We start from the raw sequence: 15,650 nt of genomic DNA, 5'->3' as shown, positions 1-15,650 counted from the left end.
GCCTCATAGGCGGATGCAAGTCGAATCCTCTCGCCCTTAAGGTAAAGGCTTCTGCCACATAGGCGACGCGACCGCTGTGCGCTTCTCAACGCGCGCACCATGCCTCGGATATTCCAGCTGCATCGCAACGAAGTCGGCGGTCGGCATGCCGTAGCGCGCCTCGATTGCGGCCAGCGTCTGGTCCAGCGCCTTGGCCGGCGGCGAAGCGCCGATCGCGGGCAGCCGCCGCTCGGCAGGCCAGGTGGCGGCGACCTCATCGGGCACAATGCGAATGCCGTTGCGGCTCTCCAGCGCGCCGGCGGTGGCGGCAAACGTAACTGCGCGTGAGCGGTAGGTGCGCGACCAGGCGTCCGCGACGAGGGCCAGCGACACTTCGTCCATGCCGGGCGAAAGCTCGATGCCGAGTTGCTCGCGATTCCAGAAGGCCATGACGTTGCGCATCGCCGTCAACGCGAACGGGCGCGTGAACTGAAAGGCGCTGCTGTCATGACGCGCGTCCCAGTCGGCGAGGCCGATGTCGCGGCCGACGGCTTCGGCCTTGTCGCGGCCGGCGATGGCCTCGATCAGGGTCAGCGACATCGGCATCGACGCTGATATTCCCGTCGTCGTCGCAACGGCGCCGTCGACCACCAGCCGCCGGTTCGCGACATAGCGGATCGACGGATGCTTGCCCTGCAATTCCCTCAGCGAATACCAGTGCGTCGTCGCCCGCTTGCCGTGGAGCAATCCGGCTTCGCCGACGACTTTTGCGCCGACGCAGACACCGACCACGATGGCGCCCTTGGCGGCCTGGCTGCGGATCCATTGCAGCGCGGACGGATCGTCGTCCCGGCTCATGGCGGGGACGATGACATAGTCGGCGCCATCAGGATGCTGCGCATCGAAATCGGCGGTGGTCGCCTGCGGCTCTATCTTGAGCGCCGGGAATAGCGACATCGGCCCCGGACCCGTTGCCAGCGTCACCACATCGGCCACATCGGCGCGCCGCAAAATGCCATAGGGCATCAGATAGTCCGTGGTTTCGGTGGCGTCATTGATGCCGATGATCGCGATCAGCGGACGCTGACGTTTCGGCGGCTTCAGCGCGGCAATGGTGGCCTCGGCCTCCTCTTTCGCGATCGGCGGCGCGGCCGCAAACGATGGCGCTGGAGGCAACGTAAAAATCCAGCCCGCAAAAATGATTGCGAACAGTGCCGGGACGCCGACACCGATCCATTTTACAAGTCGCCAGTTCATGGTTCCTTGGCTCTGCCATCCATTGCGATCTGGCGCGCAAGCTACTGCGCGCATGGTCGGACCAAAATGGCGTAAATCGCGCAAAAACAGACATGCGTTGGGAACGCCATCGTCGTTCACGAATTCATGAACAAGGGCCTCACTGCCAGTTCCCTTAATGGTGTAGTGGTTAATCCAGATGAACGTTATTCGCCCGTCAGGTCATCATCTTGCCAACGTTCTGGCCTGAACAGGGTTCGGTTGGTTGATCGGCGCAGTAGCCCGCGGCCCACGCACTTCACTGTAAGAAAAAACGACCAAGCCAGAGGTCAGCGTTGTCGGAATCTCCACTCATTCTCGTCGTCGAAGACGAATACCCGTTGCAGGGTATCGTCGAAGCTACGTTGAACGACGGCGGCTTTGAAGCCGACATTCTGTCGTCGGGCGAAGAGGCGCTGACCCTGTTCCGGGGCCGGGTCAAGAACTACCGGGCGCTCGTCACCGACGTCAGCCTGAAAGGCACGATGAGCGGCTGGGACGTGGCGCGACAGGTCAGGGAGATCGACCCTCATTGTCCGGTCATCTACATCACGGGCTTGGCCGCGGATGAATGGTCATCGCGGGGCGTGCCCAACAGCGTGCTGTTGCAGAAGCCGTTCGCGCCGGCGCAACTCGTCACGGCGGTTTCCCAGCTGCTGAATGCCGGCCCGGCTACCGCGTAAGCAACGGCGAACGCAGCCTCACCTCACGTTGCCCGATAAGCCCGACGTCAATCACTTCCCTATTCCCGCCTGCGCTGTTACGTTCGGCCCCACAAAAACACGGCAAACGTCGCCGATCGCTCGGCGCAACTTTGGGGAGAAAGACAAGATGTTTTCGCACGTCATGATCGGGACCAATGATCTGGAAAAGGCCAAGGTGTTTTATGACGCCTTGCTGGGCACGCTCGACATTCCGCCCGGGCGGGTCGACCGCCACCGCATCTTCTACCGCAGCAAAACCGGCACCTTCTCGGTGTCGAAGCCGATCGACGGCAAGGAAGCATGCCACGCCAATGGCGGCACCATCGGCTTTACCGCCAATTCCCCCGAACAGGCCGACGCGTTTCATGCGGCCGGCCTCGCCCATGGCGGCAAGACCTGCGAGGATCCGCCCGGCATCCGCGAAGGCAGCGGGGTGAAACTCTACATCGCCTATCTGCGCGATCCCGATGGCAACAAGCTCTGCGCGCTGCACCGCGTGGCGTGAGGCGCTGACCGGAAATGTAGCCGGGATTTTCGGCCTCTCGCTAACAACTTGAAAAAGACTCCGTCATGGCCGGGCATAGCCGTCTGAAGGACGGCGTCGTTTCCGCTCGCCTATGCCCGGCCATCCACGTCTTTCTTGCTTAGTTGAGGCCAAGACGTGGATGCCCGAGACAAGCCCGGGCATGACGAGACCGTTTTTTGCTGCGCGACCTGTGAGTCGGACTCTACGGCGCGTCGAATCTTCGCAGGAACAATTCGTGATTCCGCCGGTTGCTCGTTCTCAAACGATGGAGGAGCAACCATGGTTACGGAAGCAAGAGAAACCGGTTCCCTGATCGGCAGCGACAAGGTGGAAGGAACCGCCGTGTACGGCGCCGATGACACCAAGATCGGATCGATCGAACGCGTCATGATCGACAAGATGAGCGGCAAGGTCTCGTATGCCGTCCTGAGCTTTGGCGGCTTTCTCGGGATCGGTGACGACCATTATCCGCTGCCGTGGCAATCGCTGAAATACGACACCAATCTCGGCGGCTATCGCACTGGCATTACCGAGACGCAGCTGAAAGGCGCGCCGAGATACGGCAATGACAACGCCTGGAACTGGTCCGACCCTGCGAGGGTACGCACGGTCAACGACTATTACGGCATCGCGATGTAGCCACCGCCGCTGCGCAAGGACTGCAAAGGCCCGCTCTCAGGCGGGCCTTTTCGTTTGGCGAGACGGAATTTCGGGACGGTTAATCATAAGCTTAAGGGATTGGCCTGGAATCGCATTGCCGAAGGCTAAATGGCCACAGGATGCGAGGACGATCTCTTAAGGAACCTCCGGTACAGCTGCTCGATAATCGACCTTCCAAACAAGACGGGTAACGACGGCCCGCGGCCCAGGGACCAGACGATGGACGATTCGGTTCAAATCCGCTGCCACCGCTGCAAATCGTGCTTTCGCGAAAAGGCGCGACGGCTGCAGAGCGGCTATTCCCGGCAGTGCATCAGCTGCGAAACGATGCTGTTCTTTGACGACGGCTCCGCCGACAAGAACATCCAGCAGACGCTGCGGGACGCAAGAAGAGTTCGCAAGGAGCTTCGCGAAGCCGAAGCCAAAAAGTTCGCCACCTCGGCGCTGGTGTCCTCAAGCCGTGAGTCCTCAAGCGCCAGGTCCATGACCTCGGGTCGCGAAGATTAGGCCGGCGCTGTAAATTGAGCTAGCATGGCGTCCCCGGGGGGCACGCCCATGACAATTCACCGTCAAATTCAACGCCGACAATTCCTGCAGCTCACGGCCGCCGGCCTCGCCGCGCCGGCGTTTCCGCATTCCGCCGCAGCGGAGGATTACCCGTCCCGGCCGGTGCGCATCGTTGCCGGTTTTGCCGCCGGCGGCGGCGTCGACATTACGGCGCGGCTGATCGGCCAGTGGCTCAACGAGCGGCTCGGGCAATCCTTCGTGGTCGAAAACCGCACCGGCGCCGGCGGCAATATCGGCACCGAGGCCGTGGTCGGCGCCGCGCCCGACGGCTACACCCTGCTGCTGGCCACCGTGCCGAACGCGGTCAACGCCGCGCTCTACAATAATCTGAAGTTCAACTTCATCCGCGACATCGCCCCGGTCGCCGGCATCATCCGCGTGCCGATGATCATCCTGTTGCATCCCTCGATGCCGGTCAAAACCGTCCCTGAATTGATCGCCTATGCCAAGGCCAATCCGGGCAAGGTCAACATGGCCTCCGCCGGCAATGGCAGCGCGCCGCATATGGCGGGCGAGCTGTTCAAGATGATGACCGGCGTCAACATGGTGCACGTGCCCTATCGCGGCCAGGGTCCGGCGCTGACCGATCTCCTGGGCGGCGAGGTGCAGGTGCTGTTCGCGACCGCGCCGGGCACGACGGATTATATCGCGAGCGGCAGACTGCGCGCGCTGGCGGTGACCACGGCGGCGCGGGCGGAAGTGGCGCCGGAGCTGCCGCCGGTCGGCGATTTCGTGCCGGGCTACGAGACCAGCCAGTGGTACGGCATGTGCGCGCCCGCCAGGACGCCGGCGGAAATCATCGGCAAGCTCAACAGGGAAATCAACGCGGCCATCGCCGACGCCCGCATGAAAGCCCGCCTCGCCGCGATCGGCGGCGAACCGCTGCCGGGCACGCCGGCCGATTTCGGCAGACTGATCGCGGAAGAGACGGAGAAGTGGGCCAAGGTGGTTCAGGCGGGCGGGTTGAAGCCGGATTGAAGGTTGGCATGAGCTGGAACGAGTCCGATATTCTGGCGGCCCGTCGCGCGATGAGGCCGCGCAAGATATGCTATCGGGCACACTTTCCTATATCGAGGGTGCGCTGAAAATTTTTGCAGCGAGGGAGGCGTCGCGACTTGATGATAGGGATGCCGATCTGTTGCCTTTCGTCGGCATTGTTTCCGAAACCGACACGCTGCCGTTCGGCGAAATGAGAACACATTGGCAAGCCGCCGCGCTTGAGGCACTCCAGCCCAAGGTCGCAAAAATGGAAGCTTGGGCTCGGCAGCTTGGCGAGCCCCATTGCATTAATCTCGTGGAGCGTTTTTCAAGCGGACAGATCGAACTTATGGGTAGAGCGAAGCCGTAACCCACCGCAGATGTGGCCACGAAGATGGTGGGTTACGCTTCGCTAACCCACCCTACGAAGCAGCAGAAACCCTACCGTCCCTTATATACCGCCCGGCGCTTTTCCTTGACTGCGGCCGCCGCCTCGACGGCGTCTTCGCTTTCCTTGACTTCATAAAGCTGGCGCTGGGCGCGGCCGGATTGCTCGGACGGCCCAACCGGCAGGACGCCTTCGGTGACGAAGCGCTTCAGGGTTTTCAGCACGAGCGGCGAGAACTCGGTCATCTCGCGCGCCATCTTCAGCGCGACCTCGACCTGCTGCCCGACCGGCACCACCTCGTTGACGAGGCCGATATTCCAGGCGCGCTGCACCTCGACGATACGGCACAGCAACATCATTTCCATCGCGATCTTGTGCGGGATCCGCGCAGCTAACCCCGCGATCATGCCGCCGGTAAATCCCATCCGCGCTTCGGGGTAGGAGAATTTGGCGTTCTCGGCCGCGACCGTGAGATCGCACATCATCGACAGCACCAGCGCGCCGCCGACGCACCAGCCGCCCACCGCCGAGATGATCGGCTTGGATGTCTCGAACCCGACGGTCGGAATGCACCGCCACAGTTCGGGAAAATTGCCGGTGTCGGCACCGCCGGAAAACGCCTCATTGCCGGCGCCGGTCAACACCGCGGCCTTCTGCGTCGGCGAGCGCTCGAATTCCTGAAAGGCGTTCTGCAGCAATAGCGCCGTCTCGGCGCAGATGGCGTTGCGGCGCTCGGGCCGGTTGATCGTGACCAGCGTGGTGCCGTCGGAATTGTTCTCGACCAGGACTTTTGGCATGGAACTTCCCTCTCATGCCCGCGCGACGGCGGGCCGTTTCGCGGATCATATGTGGCAACACCGGTCCGGCCAATATCGCTGGAACCCGTGAGGGGCAGGCATGCTGATCTGCGCTTCAGCGGGGATACTTCGTCTCAACAAGCTGCGGAATGGTTCGTATCAGCCCGCCAAGCTCGCCTGAGGTCAGCAACAGGACAACATCATCCGGCCGCAGGATGTCGCCCAATCTCGCCAATGCCCCGTCCGGGTCACTTATCGCCTCGGCATCGTAGTTCGCCGCCCTGACGCGGGCGACGATTTCGTCCTGGGTCAATTGGGCATGGGTGCCGGCGCCTTGCGAAGCCGGCTGATAGATGAAGATCCTGGACGCCCCCGCAAATGCGTCGTCATAGGCTGATATCGCCGCCCGGTTTCGCCAGGTGAACGTATGCGGCTCGAACACGATGACCAGCCGACGATTGGGGAAATGGAGTTTTGTGGCGAGAATAGCGCTTCGGGCCTTTTCGTAGGACGATCCAAAACCTTCGTAGACCGGCACCTTCGATGCGGGCGAGAGCAATTCCATGCGGCGCTTGACGCCCAGGAACGTGCTCATGCCGGCGTTCAACTCCTCGGGCGACAGCAACTTCTTCTCCAGCAGCATCGCGCTGACGCCGACGATATTTTCGATGTTGTGATCGCCGAGCATCCGGGTCGAGAGCCGAATGATCTTTTCGCTGCCGCGCATCAGGTCGAAACCGGTTTCCGCGCCGCGCTCGATGTTGGCGGCATGCCAATGCGCCTTGTCGTCCAAGGCATAAAAAACCGTGGCGCAGGCGAGGCTTCCGGCCAGGGCGCGCGCGTGAGGCTCGCTGCTGCAGACCACCAGAAGCCCGTCCGAAGGCAATGAGCCAAGCAGGCTGCGAAAGGGACTGAGATAATCCGCGTGCGTCGGAAAGACGTTGATGTGGTCGTGGGTCGCCGAGGTGAGCAGGACGTTTTTAGCGTTGTAGCGAAGGAATTTCGATCTGTTGTCCCAATTCGAGGCCGGGTATTCGTCGCCTTCGAGAACGAACGTCGGGCCCTGCCCGCGGTGCGCGTGCCGTTCGAACCCATTGGTGATCTCACCGATAAAATAGCTTGGGTCCCTGTTCGAGACCTTCAGGCACCACGCCAGCAGCGCAGAGCAGGTCGATTTGCCGTAGCTTCCTGCGGCTACGATCGTCTCGGAATTGACGGTCATGTCGTGCAGCAAATCCGCAAACGATCGCACCAGCTTTCCGCTGTCCATCGCCGCGCGAACTTCTTCGTTGCTGTCAGGCTGAAGCTTTGCGTTCTTGCCGATCACGATGACATCGGCATCGTCCGGAATGTTCTCTTTCCGGTAGCCCGCGGCAAACGGGATCTTCTCGTTCCTGAGATAGTCGCTGACCGGCGGGTAAAAGCCTTCGTCGGAGCCGCTAATCTGCACGCCCATCTGCCGGAGCAGCAATGCCGTCGCGCTCATGCCCTTTCCGGCAATGCCAATGAAATGCGCTTTCGAAAAATTCATCTGTCCCCCTGATTCGGCGATATTAGAGCGTTTTCCAGCGAAGTGGATACCGGTTCGCTTCAAGAAAACGCGTCAAATCAAGAATCTGGAGCCCCGTTCCGATTCAATCGGAACGGGTCTAGCGCTTACCGAGGGGTGATGAAACCGGCGCGGTGTCAACCGTGACGCGTATTCGCGCCGCCGGGCAGCTCAATCTTCCCGGGCTGCCATGCAAAACGGGCCCCCGCATATCACGAGGGCCCTGTCCGCCTAATCCTCTGTTGTCTGCAATGCCTCTGTCTCGACCTTATCCGACGAAGACCTGATCCGCTCCAGCAGTTGCAGGAATTCAGCGGTTTCGTCCGCGATCGACTTCGGCTGGGGCTTGGGTGGGAACGGTATCACTTCAGACATGGGCAAAACCTCCCTGGGTGCCATTCCGTGCGGCATGTCCTTCTCATGCGAAATTGGCGCGTTTCTGCGACGCGCGTTTTCGCGCGCGCCCGGAAGCCGCCTTAAATAGTTCCAATTCTGCTCGGGCGCGATCAGCCCCTGGATAATCCACGCACAACGGGAATGCGGACCGGGTGCCTGGCATCGAAGCCATCAGGCAATTTTCCTGCGCGGCTCCGATCGGGTTCAGGCGACTGTTCTTCGCGGGGGATCAGCGTGGCCTCGAACGGCAGGCCCGGCGCCTGCTTGGCGGTTCCCGAGCACGACGCCAGCCTGCCCTTGAATCTCCCCGCAAGTTCTACGTCAACCACGTCGAGGCCGAACAGCGTGGGCGGACCTGCGGCATGCCGCGTGGTCGTGAGCGCCGCGGTGAAATGATCATTATCGACCTGGTAGGAGCCGCTATAGGTGAAGAAGCTGTCGCCGCCCGATATAATGCCATTTGCAAGGTGCACGATGCCGGTGCCTTCGCCACGCGAGGTCTTGAACCAAACCGCATATTGGCCGTCTCTGCGCATGAAGAAAACTCTCGCATGAGGAGAACTAACAATCGGTACCAACTAAGGGTTGGCGCATCGAACCGCTACAAAGGCGTCGCGCGGTAGTTAATGATCCAGAAAACGCGAAGAGCAAATTGTAATCGCCTCAACGCGTGAGCTGATTTGCAAGCTGAACGCGCGTGCCGATCCGCGCGCGAAAGGCGATCGCCGGTCCGACGCACGGCCTTTTCGGCCGCTTCAGATGTTCACGTGAGTTACCGTTAACAGAAGCCTTCGCAAATGCCGCGGCTTCCTTTCCTGGACAACACAACCGTCACGCGTGACGGCAATCACTGCAGGATCGACCGCTGGCCATAGCGCTGTAGCGTGCGGATAGATAACGGTCCGGCGAACGCGACCAACAAGTTTAGGTTGTGAAATTAAGGAGGGCGTAAACTTTCCTCGGTATTTTCCCCCTTTATCGAACTGCCAGGGCCCCGGAAAGAAGGGCTGCGACGGTTCAGTAACAACAATCGTCGCGGCTGCGCCGCACAAGGGGGCTTTGTTGGCACTGCCGTTTCCATACAATCCAGCATTGGATGGATTGCGGGCGGTCGCAGTGCTCCTGGTCATCGCAGATCACTGCGACGTTACTGTATTCGACCAGGGTTATTTTGGCGTCGATCTGTTTTTCGTTCTAAGCGGCTTTCTGATTACGCGACTTCTCGTGGACGAAATTGACGCGACGGGACGGATCGACCTGCGGAGATTCTATCTGCGTCGACTTCTCCGTCTCACGCCGCCCCTGCTTCTGTTGCTGGCGGCGTATCTGCTGATTGCCCCCCTGCTCTGGCCGCAGCTCGACCTCATGTCGCATGTGCGCGACGCCGCGCTGGTGGCATTTTATCTGTCCGACTATTCGCAGGCCTTTTGGCACAATCCGAAAGTGCTGATCCACACATGGTCGCTCTCGGTCGAGGAGCACTTTTATCTGATCTGGCCGTTCGCAGTTCTGCTGCTGGCGCGCATCGGCCCTCGCGGGCGTCTGGCCGTTCTCCTCGGCCTCTACCTCCTCGCCAGCGCATGGCGCATATACGTGTATGAAACCTCGGGATGGGACGCGACGTATTATCGCTTTGATACGCGGATCGACGGCCTGGTTTGTGGCGCGCTGCTGGCGACAGCCCTCCGGTACAAGGACTTAATCTCGGAAAGAGCAGCCAATGCCGCGGGCCTCGTCGCGTGGGTAGCGCTCACCGTCTGCCTCTCGATCGGCTTTTGGCGCGCGCCCTGGTCGTTGGTGGTCATGACCAATCTTGCCCATGTCGCCGCCTTTGGTTTGCTGATCTCGGTCTCGACAAAAGAATCGAGGGTCAGTTTGGTGTTGTCTGCACCGCCGCTGGTTGGCATCGGCGTCATCTCTTACGGCATGTATCTGTGGCACTATCCGGCAGCCATCTACCTCAGAGAGTTGTTTCCCTGGTACGTGACTGGTCCGCTCGTCCTCGGTTTTTCAATCGCCATGGCTACGGTCAGCTACCTGGCTGTTGAACGGCCACTGCAACGATATCGCCGCAGTCTCGGAGGACATCAGCGCAACGCCGCGACCAAGCCCGCATCAGTGGGCGGCGAGCAAGTGCCACAGACCGCAATTGGCGCCACGACGACGTAGCGCGCGGGTAGTCGCGCGCGACGACAAGGTCGACCGTCGCAAGTAGCCCGCATGAGCACAGCGACATGCGGGGTTAGAGAAGACCCGGATGTCGCTTTCGCTCATCCGGGCTACGCCGTTCTAACGCACCTGCACGTCGACGACGCCGATGCCCTCGAGACTGAAACGATAGCTGGCATCGCTATCCGGAAACACGGTCTTCATGACGCTGCCGGTCATCACCACCTGGCCGGCTTTCAGCCCCGCACCCCGCGAATTGAGCTGCGTGGCAAGCCAGGCCACGGAGTTGAAGGGATGGCCGAGGATGTCGCGGCCATGGCCCTCGCCGATGTCAACGTCATCCTTTGTGGCGCGTCCCACCACTGGCTCCAGGTCCGGCCATTTCGCCGCGAATTCCGACAGGACAATGCCGCCGTTCCAGGAATTATCCGATACCAGCGAAAGCACATCGAGATTGCCGTAATCGGCGTTGCGGTCATCCACGATTTCGATGGCTGCGCAGACGCCGCCGACATGCGGCGCGATCATTTCAGCGGTCACCGGCGCAGCCGTGACCGGCACATCGGATTTGATGCGAACGGCGATTTCGAATTCGAGACCGAGCCGCCCGAAATCCGCACGACGGATGGTCGCACCGGATCGATGCACGCGGCTTGCGAGCACCACGCCGGCGATCGGATGGTCGATCCCGCAGAATTTCTGCATCGTTGCCGACGTCAGCCCGACCTTGTAACCCACGGCGTCGCCGTGCTCGCCCCGGAGCAGCGCGACGTACCTGTCCTGGATGTCATAGGCGTCCGCGATCGTGGCGGGCTTATCCGGCGGAGCGAGCGAGGTGAACGGAACGTTGGCCTTGTGTGCCGCAAGCAGCGATTGCGCCGCGCGCCGGGCTGCAACGTCTTCCATGGCTGGTCTCCCCTTTGTTGTTTTCTTGTTCGTAGGGTGGGTTAGCGAAGCGTAACCCACCGCTTCTTTCGTCGGAACAACTGGCGGGTATCGCTTCGCTCCACCCACCCTACGCAGATATCTTGTAGCCCGCATGAGCGCAGCGATATGCGGGATTCGAAAGAAGACCCCGGATATCGCTTGCGCTCATCCGGGCTACGCCTGCTAGCGTTTGCCCGACGTTACTGCCTTGAACGCGCCGTTCGCTAACTCAAAATAATGCGGACCTTCCGGGCCCCGCTCGTTGATCATCCCGTTCAGGGCGACGAGACGGCTCTGCAACTGGAATTCGACCGGCTCGAAATTTTGGGCGACTTCTATCGGCCAACAACAAACCGACCCCGGCAGAAAAGCGACCTTTCCAGACCTCAGGTCCACCGCGGCGCCGAGCACGCAGCCAGTGCCACAGCCCCACGTGGTGAGTACATAATGGCTGGCGAAATTGGCCGGCTGGCTGGCGGCCTCCCTGAGCCGCGTCCGATATTCCCGGTTCTCCGGTGGTTTCAAATCTACCTTGGCCGCGCGGCCTCGAAACACCTCGCCCGCCGGGTAATCCTTGGGCTGAGGAACGGGCGCGGCGGATTGGGCGTGCGCATCTTTCGCTACCGAAAGCGCGAGCAACAGAATGACGAATGCCGGCGCGCGGCGGCAGATTTCGAAAGTTGAGGCGGCCTGACCGATCATGATTGGTGTATATGGCGGGTTAGCAAGTAGCGCAGTCCGTAGGGTGGGTTAGCGAAGCGTAACCCACCATCTTCTTTCGTCGGAACAGTTGGTGCTTCTTTCGTCGGAACAGTTGGTGGGTATCGCTTCGCTCCACCCACCCTACGCAGCGCATCACTCCGCCGCTTGACGGGTCTCCGGCGCGTCGATCACTTCCAGCACCTTCGGCGGCGACATCGGCAAGGCGTAGAAGCGTTTGCCGAGAGCGTTGTAGATCGCATTGGCCACCGCGGCCATCACGGGGACCAGCGGCACTTCGCCGACACCCTTGACGCCTTGCGGGTGTTTCGGGTTCGGCACCTCGACCATGATGCAGTCGATCATCGGCAGGTCGGAGCAGACCGGCATGCGATAGTCGAGGAAGCCGGGATTATCGACCTTCCCCTCCCTAGTGTAGATGTATTCCTCGTTCAGCGCCCAGCCGATGCCTTGCGCGACGCCGCCCTGCAGCTGGCCCTCAACATAGCCGGGATGGATGGCGCGGCCGACATCCTGCACGGCGGTGTAGCGGATCACGCGCGCGATACCGAGGTCGACGTCGACCTCGACGTCGCAGATATGCGTGCCAAAGCCGCCGTCCGCGCCTTGCGTGTTGAGCTGCACGCCGGCGCCGATCGGACCGCCCATCGCGGGTGCCTTCTCGGCGAGATCCTTCAGGGTCAGCGGCGGGAACTGGCCGGCATTCGGGCTCACCGGATGCGCCGCGCCGTCTTCCCACTTCACGGCTTCAGGATCGATTTCCCAGATCTTGGCCGCGCGCTCGCGCAAGGTATGGATGATCTTTTCGGCCGACTGCGTCACAACGATCGAGGAGGCGAACAGCACGCGGCTGCCGCCGGTGAGGTTGGAGAAACCGATGGTTTGCGTATCGCCGATGATGACGGAGACGCGGCGATAGTCGATGCCGAGCAACTCGGCGCAGATGTTGGCGATGCCGGCGCGCGAGCCGCCGATGTCGGGATGGCCCGTGGTGACGACGACGTTGCCGTCCTCGGTGATGTTGACCTGCGCGGAGGATTCGCCGCCGGCATTGAACCAGAAGCCGGATGCGACGCCGCGTCCTTGAAGTTTTCCCAGCGGCGCCTTGTAGTGATCCGACGCCTTCGCCGCTTCCACCGTCTCGATGTAGCCGATGCGCGGGAAGGTCGGGCCGTGCGCGGCCTTGGTGCCTTCCTTGGCGGCATTCTTCAGGCGGAAGTCGAGCGGGTCCATCTTCAGGGCCTCGGCGACCTCGTCGAGCACGCATTCCACCGCATAGGCGCCGATCGGCGCGCCCGGCGCGCGATAGGCCGCCACTTTCGAGCGGTTGGAGCAGACGTCATAGCCTTCCGACAACAGGTTCGGGATGTCGTAGGGTGTGAAGCTGCAGCCGGCCGCGCCGCGGATCGGCGAGCCCGGGAGGGCGCCGGCCTGCAGATAAAAGGTGCCGTGCGCGGCGACGATCTTGCCGTCCTTGGTGACGCCGATCTTCACCGTGCTCTTCGAGCCTGACGTGGGCCCGGTCGCGCGCATCACTTCCTCGCGCGTCATCACCATCTTCACCGGGCGGCCGGACTTTTTCGCGAGCAGCGTCGCCAGCGGCTCGAGATAAACGATGGTCTTGCCGCCAAAACCGCCGCCGATCTCGGCGGGGATGGCGCGGATGTCGCTCTGCGGGATGCCGGTGAGATAGGCCGTCATCGCGCGGACCATGAACTGGCCCTGGCTGGAACTCCAGATCGTGGTCTTGCCGTCGGGCGCGACGCTGATCAGGCAGGCATGCGGCTCGATATAGCCCTGATGCACGGGACGTGTCGTGAAGCTGCGCTCGATGACGATGTCGGCCTTCTTGAAGCCGTCGGCGATATCACCCTTCTTGTGCTCGAGCCGGCCGGCGATGTTGGAGGGCTTGCCCTCGAACTTGTTGAACTCGTGCAGGATCGGCGCGTCGGATTTGATCGCGTCCTCGATCTCGATCACGAAAGGCAGCACTTCGTAGTCGACCTCGATCAGCTTGCAGGCTTCCGCCGCAATCGCTTCGGTGGTAGCGGCAACGGCTGCGATGGGGTGCCCGGGAAACAGCGCCTTTTCGCGCGCCATCACGTTGCGGCACATCCAGCGCATGTCCTGGATGCCGAGCATGACGGCGCCCTTCTCGATCGGGAAATCGACGATGTCGCGCGCGGTGACGACGGCCTTGACGCCGGGCAGCGCTTCCGCCTTCGCGGTGTTGATCGATTTGATGCGCGCATGCGCGTGCGGGCTGCGCAACACCTTGCCCCAGATCATGCCCGGCATATTGGTGTCGGCGGCGAACTGCGCGCGGCCGGTCACCTTGTCCATGCCGTCAGGACGAATGGTGCGCTGGCCGATCCACTTGTTGTTGGTGACGACGGTCATGGTGCTGGCTCCGGCTTCTATTGGGCGCGCATTTCGGCCGCGGTGTCCATGACAGCGCGAACGATCTTGTCATAACCGGTGCACCGGCAGAGATTGCCGGCGAGCCAGAAGCGAACCTCTTCCTCGCTCGGCTTCGGATTCCGCTTCAGCAGCGCGTCCGACGCCACCAGCATGCCCGAGGTGCAGATGCCGCACTGAAGCGCGGCCATTTCCAGAAACTTCTGCTGCAGCGGATGCAGCTTTTCGCCCTGGGCCATGCCCTCGATGGTGCGGAGCTCGTGGCCTTCGGATTCGACCGCGAGCATCAGGCAGGAACAGATGAGGTTGTCGTCGACCGTGATGCTGCACGCGCCGCAGTCGCCGGAGGCGCAGCCTTCCTTGGAGCCGGTGAGCCCGAGCGGCCCGCGCAGCGCATCGAGCATGGTGTCGTTGGGCTCGCAGAGAAACTCTGACGGTTCGCCGTTGATGGTGGTGGTGACGTGGACCTTGGCCATGAAGCTTAATTCCCTTTGGCGCGTTGGGCGGCAATCGCGGTGGTGCGCTTGAGCAGCACACCGGCCACTTTGGTGCGATAAGCGATCGTGCCGCGCTTGTCGTCGATCGGACGGCAGGCGGCGGAACAGGCGGCGGCGGCCGCATTGAGCGCGGCTTCGTCGAGCTTGCTGCCGATCAGGGCTTTGGCGGCCGCTTCAACCAGCAGCACGGTCGGCGCCACCGCTCCGAGGCCGACGCGGGCGGCGGTGCAGACGCCGTCCTTCAGCGTCAGGCTGACGCCGAGGCCGACCACGGCGATGTCCATTTCAGTGCGCGGGATCATGCGCAAATACGCGTCGCTCGAGCCTTTGGGACGCGGCGGCAGCGTGAAGCTGACGAGGATTTCGCCGGGCTTGAAATTGGTGCGGCCGGGACCCGCCGGCACCTGTTCCACCGGCATTTCGCGGCGGCCATCCGGCCCTTGCACCGTGACGATGGCGCCGGCCGCGACCATGGCGGGCACGCTGTCGCCGGCCGGCGAGCCGTTGCAGAGATTGCCGCCGGCGGACGCCCGCCCCTGGACTTGTTTGGAGCCGATCAGGTTGACGGCCTCCAGCACGCCGGGCCAGACCTTGCCGAAACTGACATGATCATGCAGCGCCATGCCGGAAACGGCGGCGCCGACGCGAAACCCGCCATCGGCGGTTTGCTCGATTTTCGTCATCTCGGCGATTTTCTTGATGTCGACGATCAGGCCCGGTTTCACGACGCCGGCGCGCATTTGCACCAGAAGATCGGTACCGCCGGCCAGGATGCGCCCTGCACTTCCGGCCGCAGCGAACGCCTTGATCGCTTCATCAAGCGAATTGGGCGCCAAATATCGGAGTTCCGTCATGGTTGTCCGTCATCTCCCATTTTCTGCCCGCCCCATTTGGACGTCGGCCTATGTGGCCGGCAGTTGCGGTAGCCTACACGGGCGATGCGGGTTGGAACAGCCTCCGGGCTGCGGTTCTGGCGGCAGGCTCCTATGCAGGAAGCGGGCTTGTTCTCACATCGTCGGAAGCACGGATATCCTTGACGCCAGCGCCCGCCACGTGGCCTCGTCTACCCGCACATCTGTCCTGACCCTCCCCTGGAGGGT

The 15,650-nt window shown here is 62.2% G+C and carries 17 protein-coding genes; 7 read left to right on the top strand and 10 right to left on the bottom strand.

Going from position 1 to position 15,650, the window contains the following annotated elements; all coding sequences use genetic code 11:
• Positions 1 to 36: 36 nt before the first annotated feature.
• Complete coding sequence (locus JQ567_RS19035; RefSeq protein ID WP_212440244.1) at positions 37 to 1,236, bottom strand: DJ-1/PfpI family protein; 1,200 nt, start codon at positions 1,234 to 1,236, stop codon at positions 37 to 39.
• A gap of 314 nt (positions 1,237 to 1,550) precedes the next feature.
• On the opposite strand from JQ567_RS19035, the gene JQ567_RS19030 reads away from it, so the two are divergent.
• The 6 genes from JQ567_RS19030 (at position 1,551) to JQ567_RS19005 (ending at position 5,059) form a co-directional block, all read left to right on the top strand.
• Complete coding sequence (locus JQ567_RS19030; RefSeq protein WP_212440243.1) at positions 1,551 to 1,937, top strand: response regulator; 387 nt, start codon at positions 1,551 to 1,553, stop codon at positions 1,935 to 1,937.
• Between the two features lie 148 nt (positions 1,938 to 2,085).
• Positions 2,086 to 2,463, top strand: coding sequence for a VOC family protein (locus JQ567_RS19025; RefSeq protein WP_192738521.1), 378 nt, complete (start codon positions 2,086 to 2,088; stop codon positions 2,461 to 2,463).
• 300 nt (positions 2,464 to 2,763) lie between these two features.
• Positions 2,764 to 3,123, top strand: coding sequence for a PRC-barrel domain-containing protein (locus JQ567_RS19020; RefSeq protein WP_212209229.1), 360 nt, complete (start codon positions 2,764 to 2,766; stop codon positions 3,121 to 3,123).
• A 240-nt stretch (positions 3,124 to 3,363) separates the two neighbouring features.
• Positions 3,364 to 3,651 (top strand): hypothetical protein, encoded by a 288-nt coding sequence (locus JQ567_RS19015; protein ID WP_212440242.1) that lies wholly within the window; start codon positions 3,364 to 3,366, stop codon positions 3,649 to 3,651.
• A 48-nt stretch (positions 3,652 to 3,699) separates the two neighbouring features.
• Positions 3,700 to 4,689: a tripartite tricarboxylate transporter substrate binding protein gene (locus tag JQ567_RS19010; protein ID WP_212440241.1), complete on the top strand. Its 990-nt coding sequence runs from the start codon at positions 3,700 to 3,702 to the stop codon at positions 4,687 to 4,689.
• A gap of 67 nt (positions 4,690 to 4,756) precedes the next feature.
• A complete protein-coding gene (locus JQ567_RS19005; protein ID WP_212440240.1) occupies positions 4,757 to 5,059 on the top strand; it encodes a hypothetical protein in 303 nt (100 codons plus the stop codon).
• A 71-nt stretch (positions 5,060 to 5,130) separates the two neighbouring features.
• Here JQ567_RS19005 and JQ567_RS19000 read toward each other — a convergent pair whose 3' ends face one another.
• From JQ567_RS19000 to JQ567_RS18985, 4 genes are all read right to left on the bottom strand, one after another.
• Positions 5,131 to 5,874 (bottom strand): enoyl-CoA hydratase/isomerase family protein, encoded by a 744-nt coding sequence (locus JQ567_RS19000; RefSeq protein WP_212440239.1) that lies wholly within the window; start codon positions 5,872 to 5,874, stop codon positions 5,131 to 5,133.
• Positions 5,875 to 5,989: 115 nt separating this feature from the next.
• Positions 5,990 to 7,405, bottom strand: coding sequence for a UDP-N-acetylmuramate--L-alanine ligase (murC, locus tag JQ567_RS18995; protein ID WP_212440238.1), 1,416 nt, complete (start codon positions 7,403 to 7,405; stop codon positions 5,990 to 5,992).
• 249 nt (positions 7,406 to 7,654) lie between these two features.
• Positions 7,655 to 7,798 (bottom strand): hypothetical protein, encoded by a 144-nt coding sequence (locus JQ567_RS18990; protein ID WP_212440237.1) that lies wholly within the window; start codon positions 7,796 to 7,798, stop codon positions 7,655 to 7,657.
• Positions 7,799 to 7,929: 131 nt separating this feature from the next.
• Positions 7,930 to 8,355 (bottom strand): hypothetical protein, encoded by a 426-nt coding sequence (locus JQ567_RS18985; protein WP_212440236.1) that lies wholly within the window; start codon positions 8,353 to 8,355, stop codon positions 7,930 to 7,932.
• A 526-nt stretch (positions 8,356 to 8,881) separates the two neighbouring features.
• On the opposite strand from JQ567_RS18985, the gene JQ567_RS18980 reads away from it, so the two are divergent.
• Positions 8,882 to 9,988 (top strand): acyltransferase, encoded by a 1,107-nt coding sequence (locus JQ567_RS18980; RefSeq protein WP_212440235.1) that lies wholly within the window; start codon positions 8,882 to 8,884, stop codon positions 9,986 to 9,988.
• Between the two features lie 120 nt (positions 9,989 to 10,108).
• Here JQ567_RS18980 and JQ567_RS18975 read toward each other — a convergent pair whose 3' ends face one another.
• From JQ567_RS18975 to JQ567_RS18955, 5 genes are all read right to left on the bottom strand, one after another.
• Positions 10,109 to 10,894 carry a 2-keto-4-pentenoate hydratase gene (locus JQ567_RS18975; RefSeq protein ID WP_212440234.1) on the bottom strand — a complete coding sequence of 262 codons (786 nt, stop codon included), beginning with the start codon at positions 10,892 to 10,894 and terminating at the stop codon, positions 10,109 to 10,111.
• 204 nt (positions 10,895 to 11,098) lie between these two features.
• On the bottom strand, positions 11,099 to 11,617 hold the full coding sequence (locus JQ567_RS18970; protein ID WP_212440233.1) for a hypothetical protein: 519 nt from the start codon (positions 11,615 to 11,617) through the stop codon (positions 11,099 to 11,101).
• 153 nt (positions 11,618 to 11,770) lie between these two features.
• Positions 11,771 to 14,035, bottom strand: a complete 2,265-nt coding sequence (locus tag JQ567_RS18965) for a xanthine dehydrogenase family protein molybdopterin-binding subunit (RefSeq protein ID WP_212440232.1) — start codon at positions 14,033 to 14,035, stop codon at positions 11,771 to 11,773.
• Between the two features lie 17 nt (positions 14,036 to 14,052).
• Complete coding sequence (locus tag JQ567_RS18960) at positions 14,053 to 14,529, bottom strand: (2Fe-2S)-binding protein (protein WP_192738509.1); 477 nt, start codon at positions 14,527 to 14,529, stop codon at positions 14,053 to 14,055.
• A 5-nt stretch (positions 14,530 to 14,534) separates the two neighbouring features.
• Positions 14,535 to 15,404, bottom strand: a complete 870-nt coding sequence (locus JQ567_RS18955; RefSeq protein ID WP_212440231.1) for a xanthine dehydrogenase family protein subunit M — start codon at positions 15,402 to 15,404, stop codon at positions 14,535 to 14,537.
• Positions 15,405 to 15,650 lie beyond the last annotated feature (246 nt).

This window comes from Bradyrhizobium sp. AUGA SZCCT0431, assembly GCF_018131065.1.
GTDB lineage: Bacteria > Pseudomonadota > Alphaproteobacteria > Rhizobiales > Xanthobacteraceae > Bradyrhizobium.
This window is presented reverse-complemented; position numbering and strand designations above follow the sequence as displayed.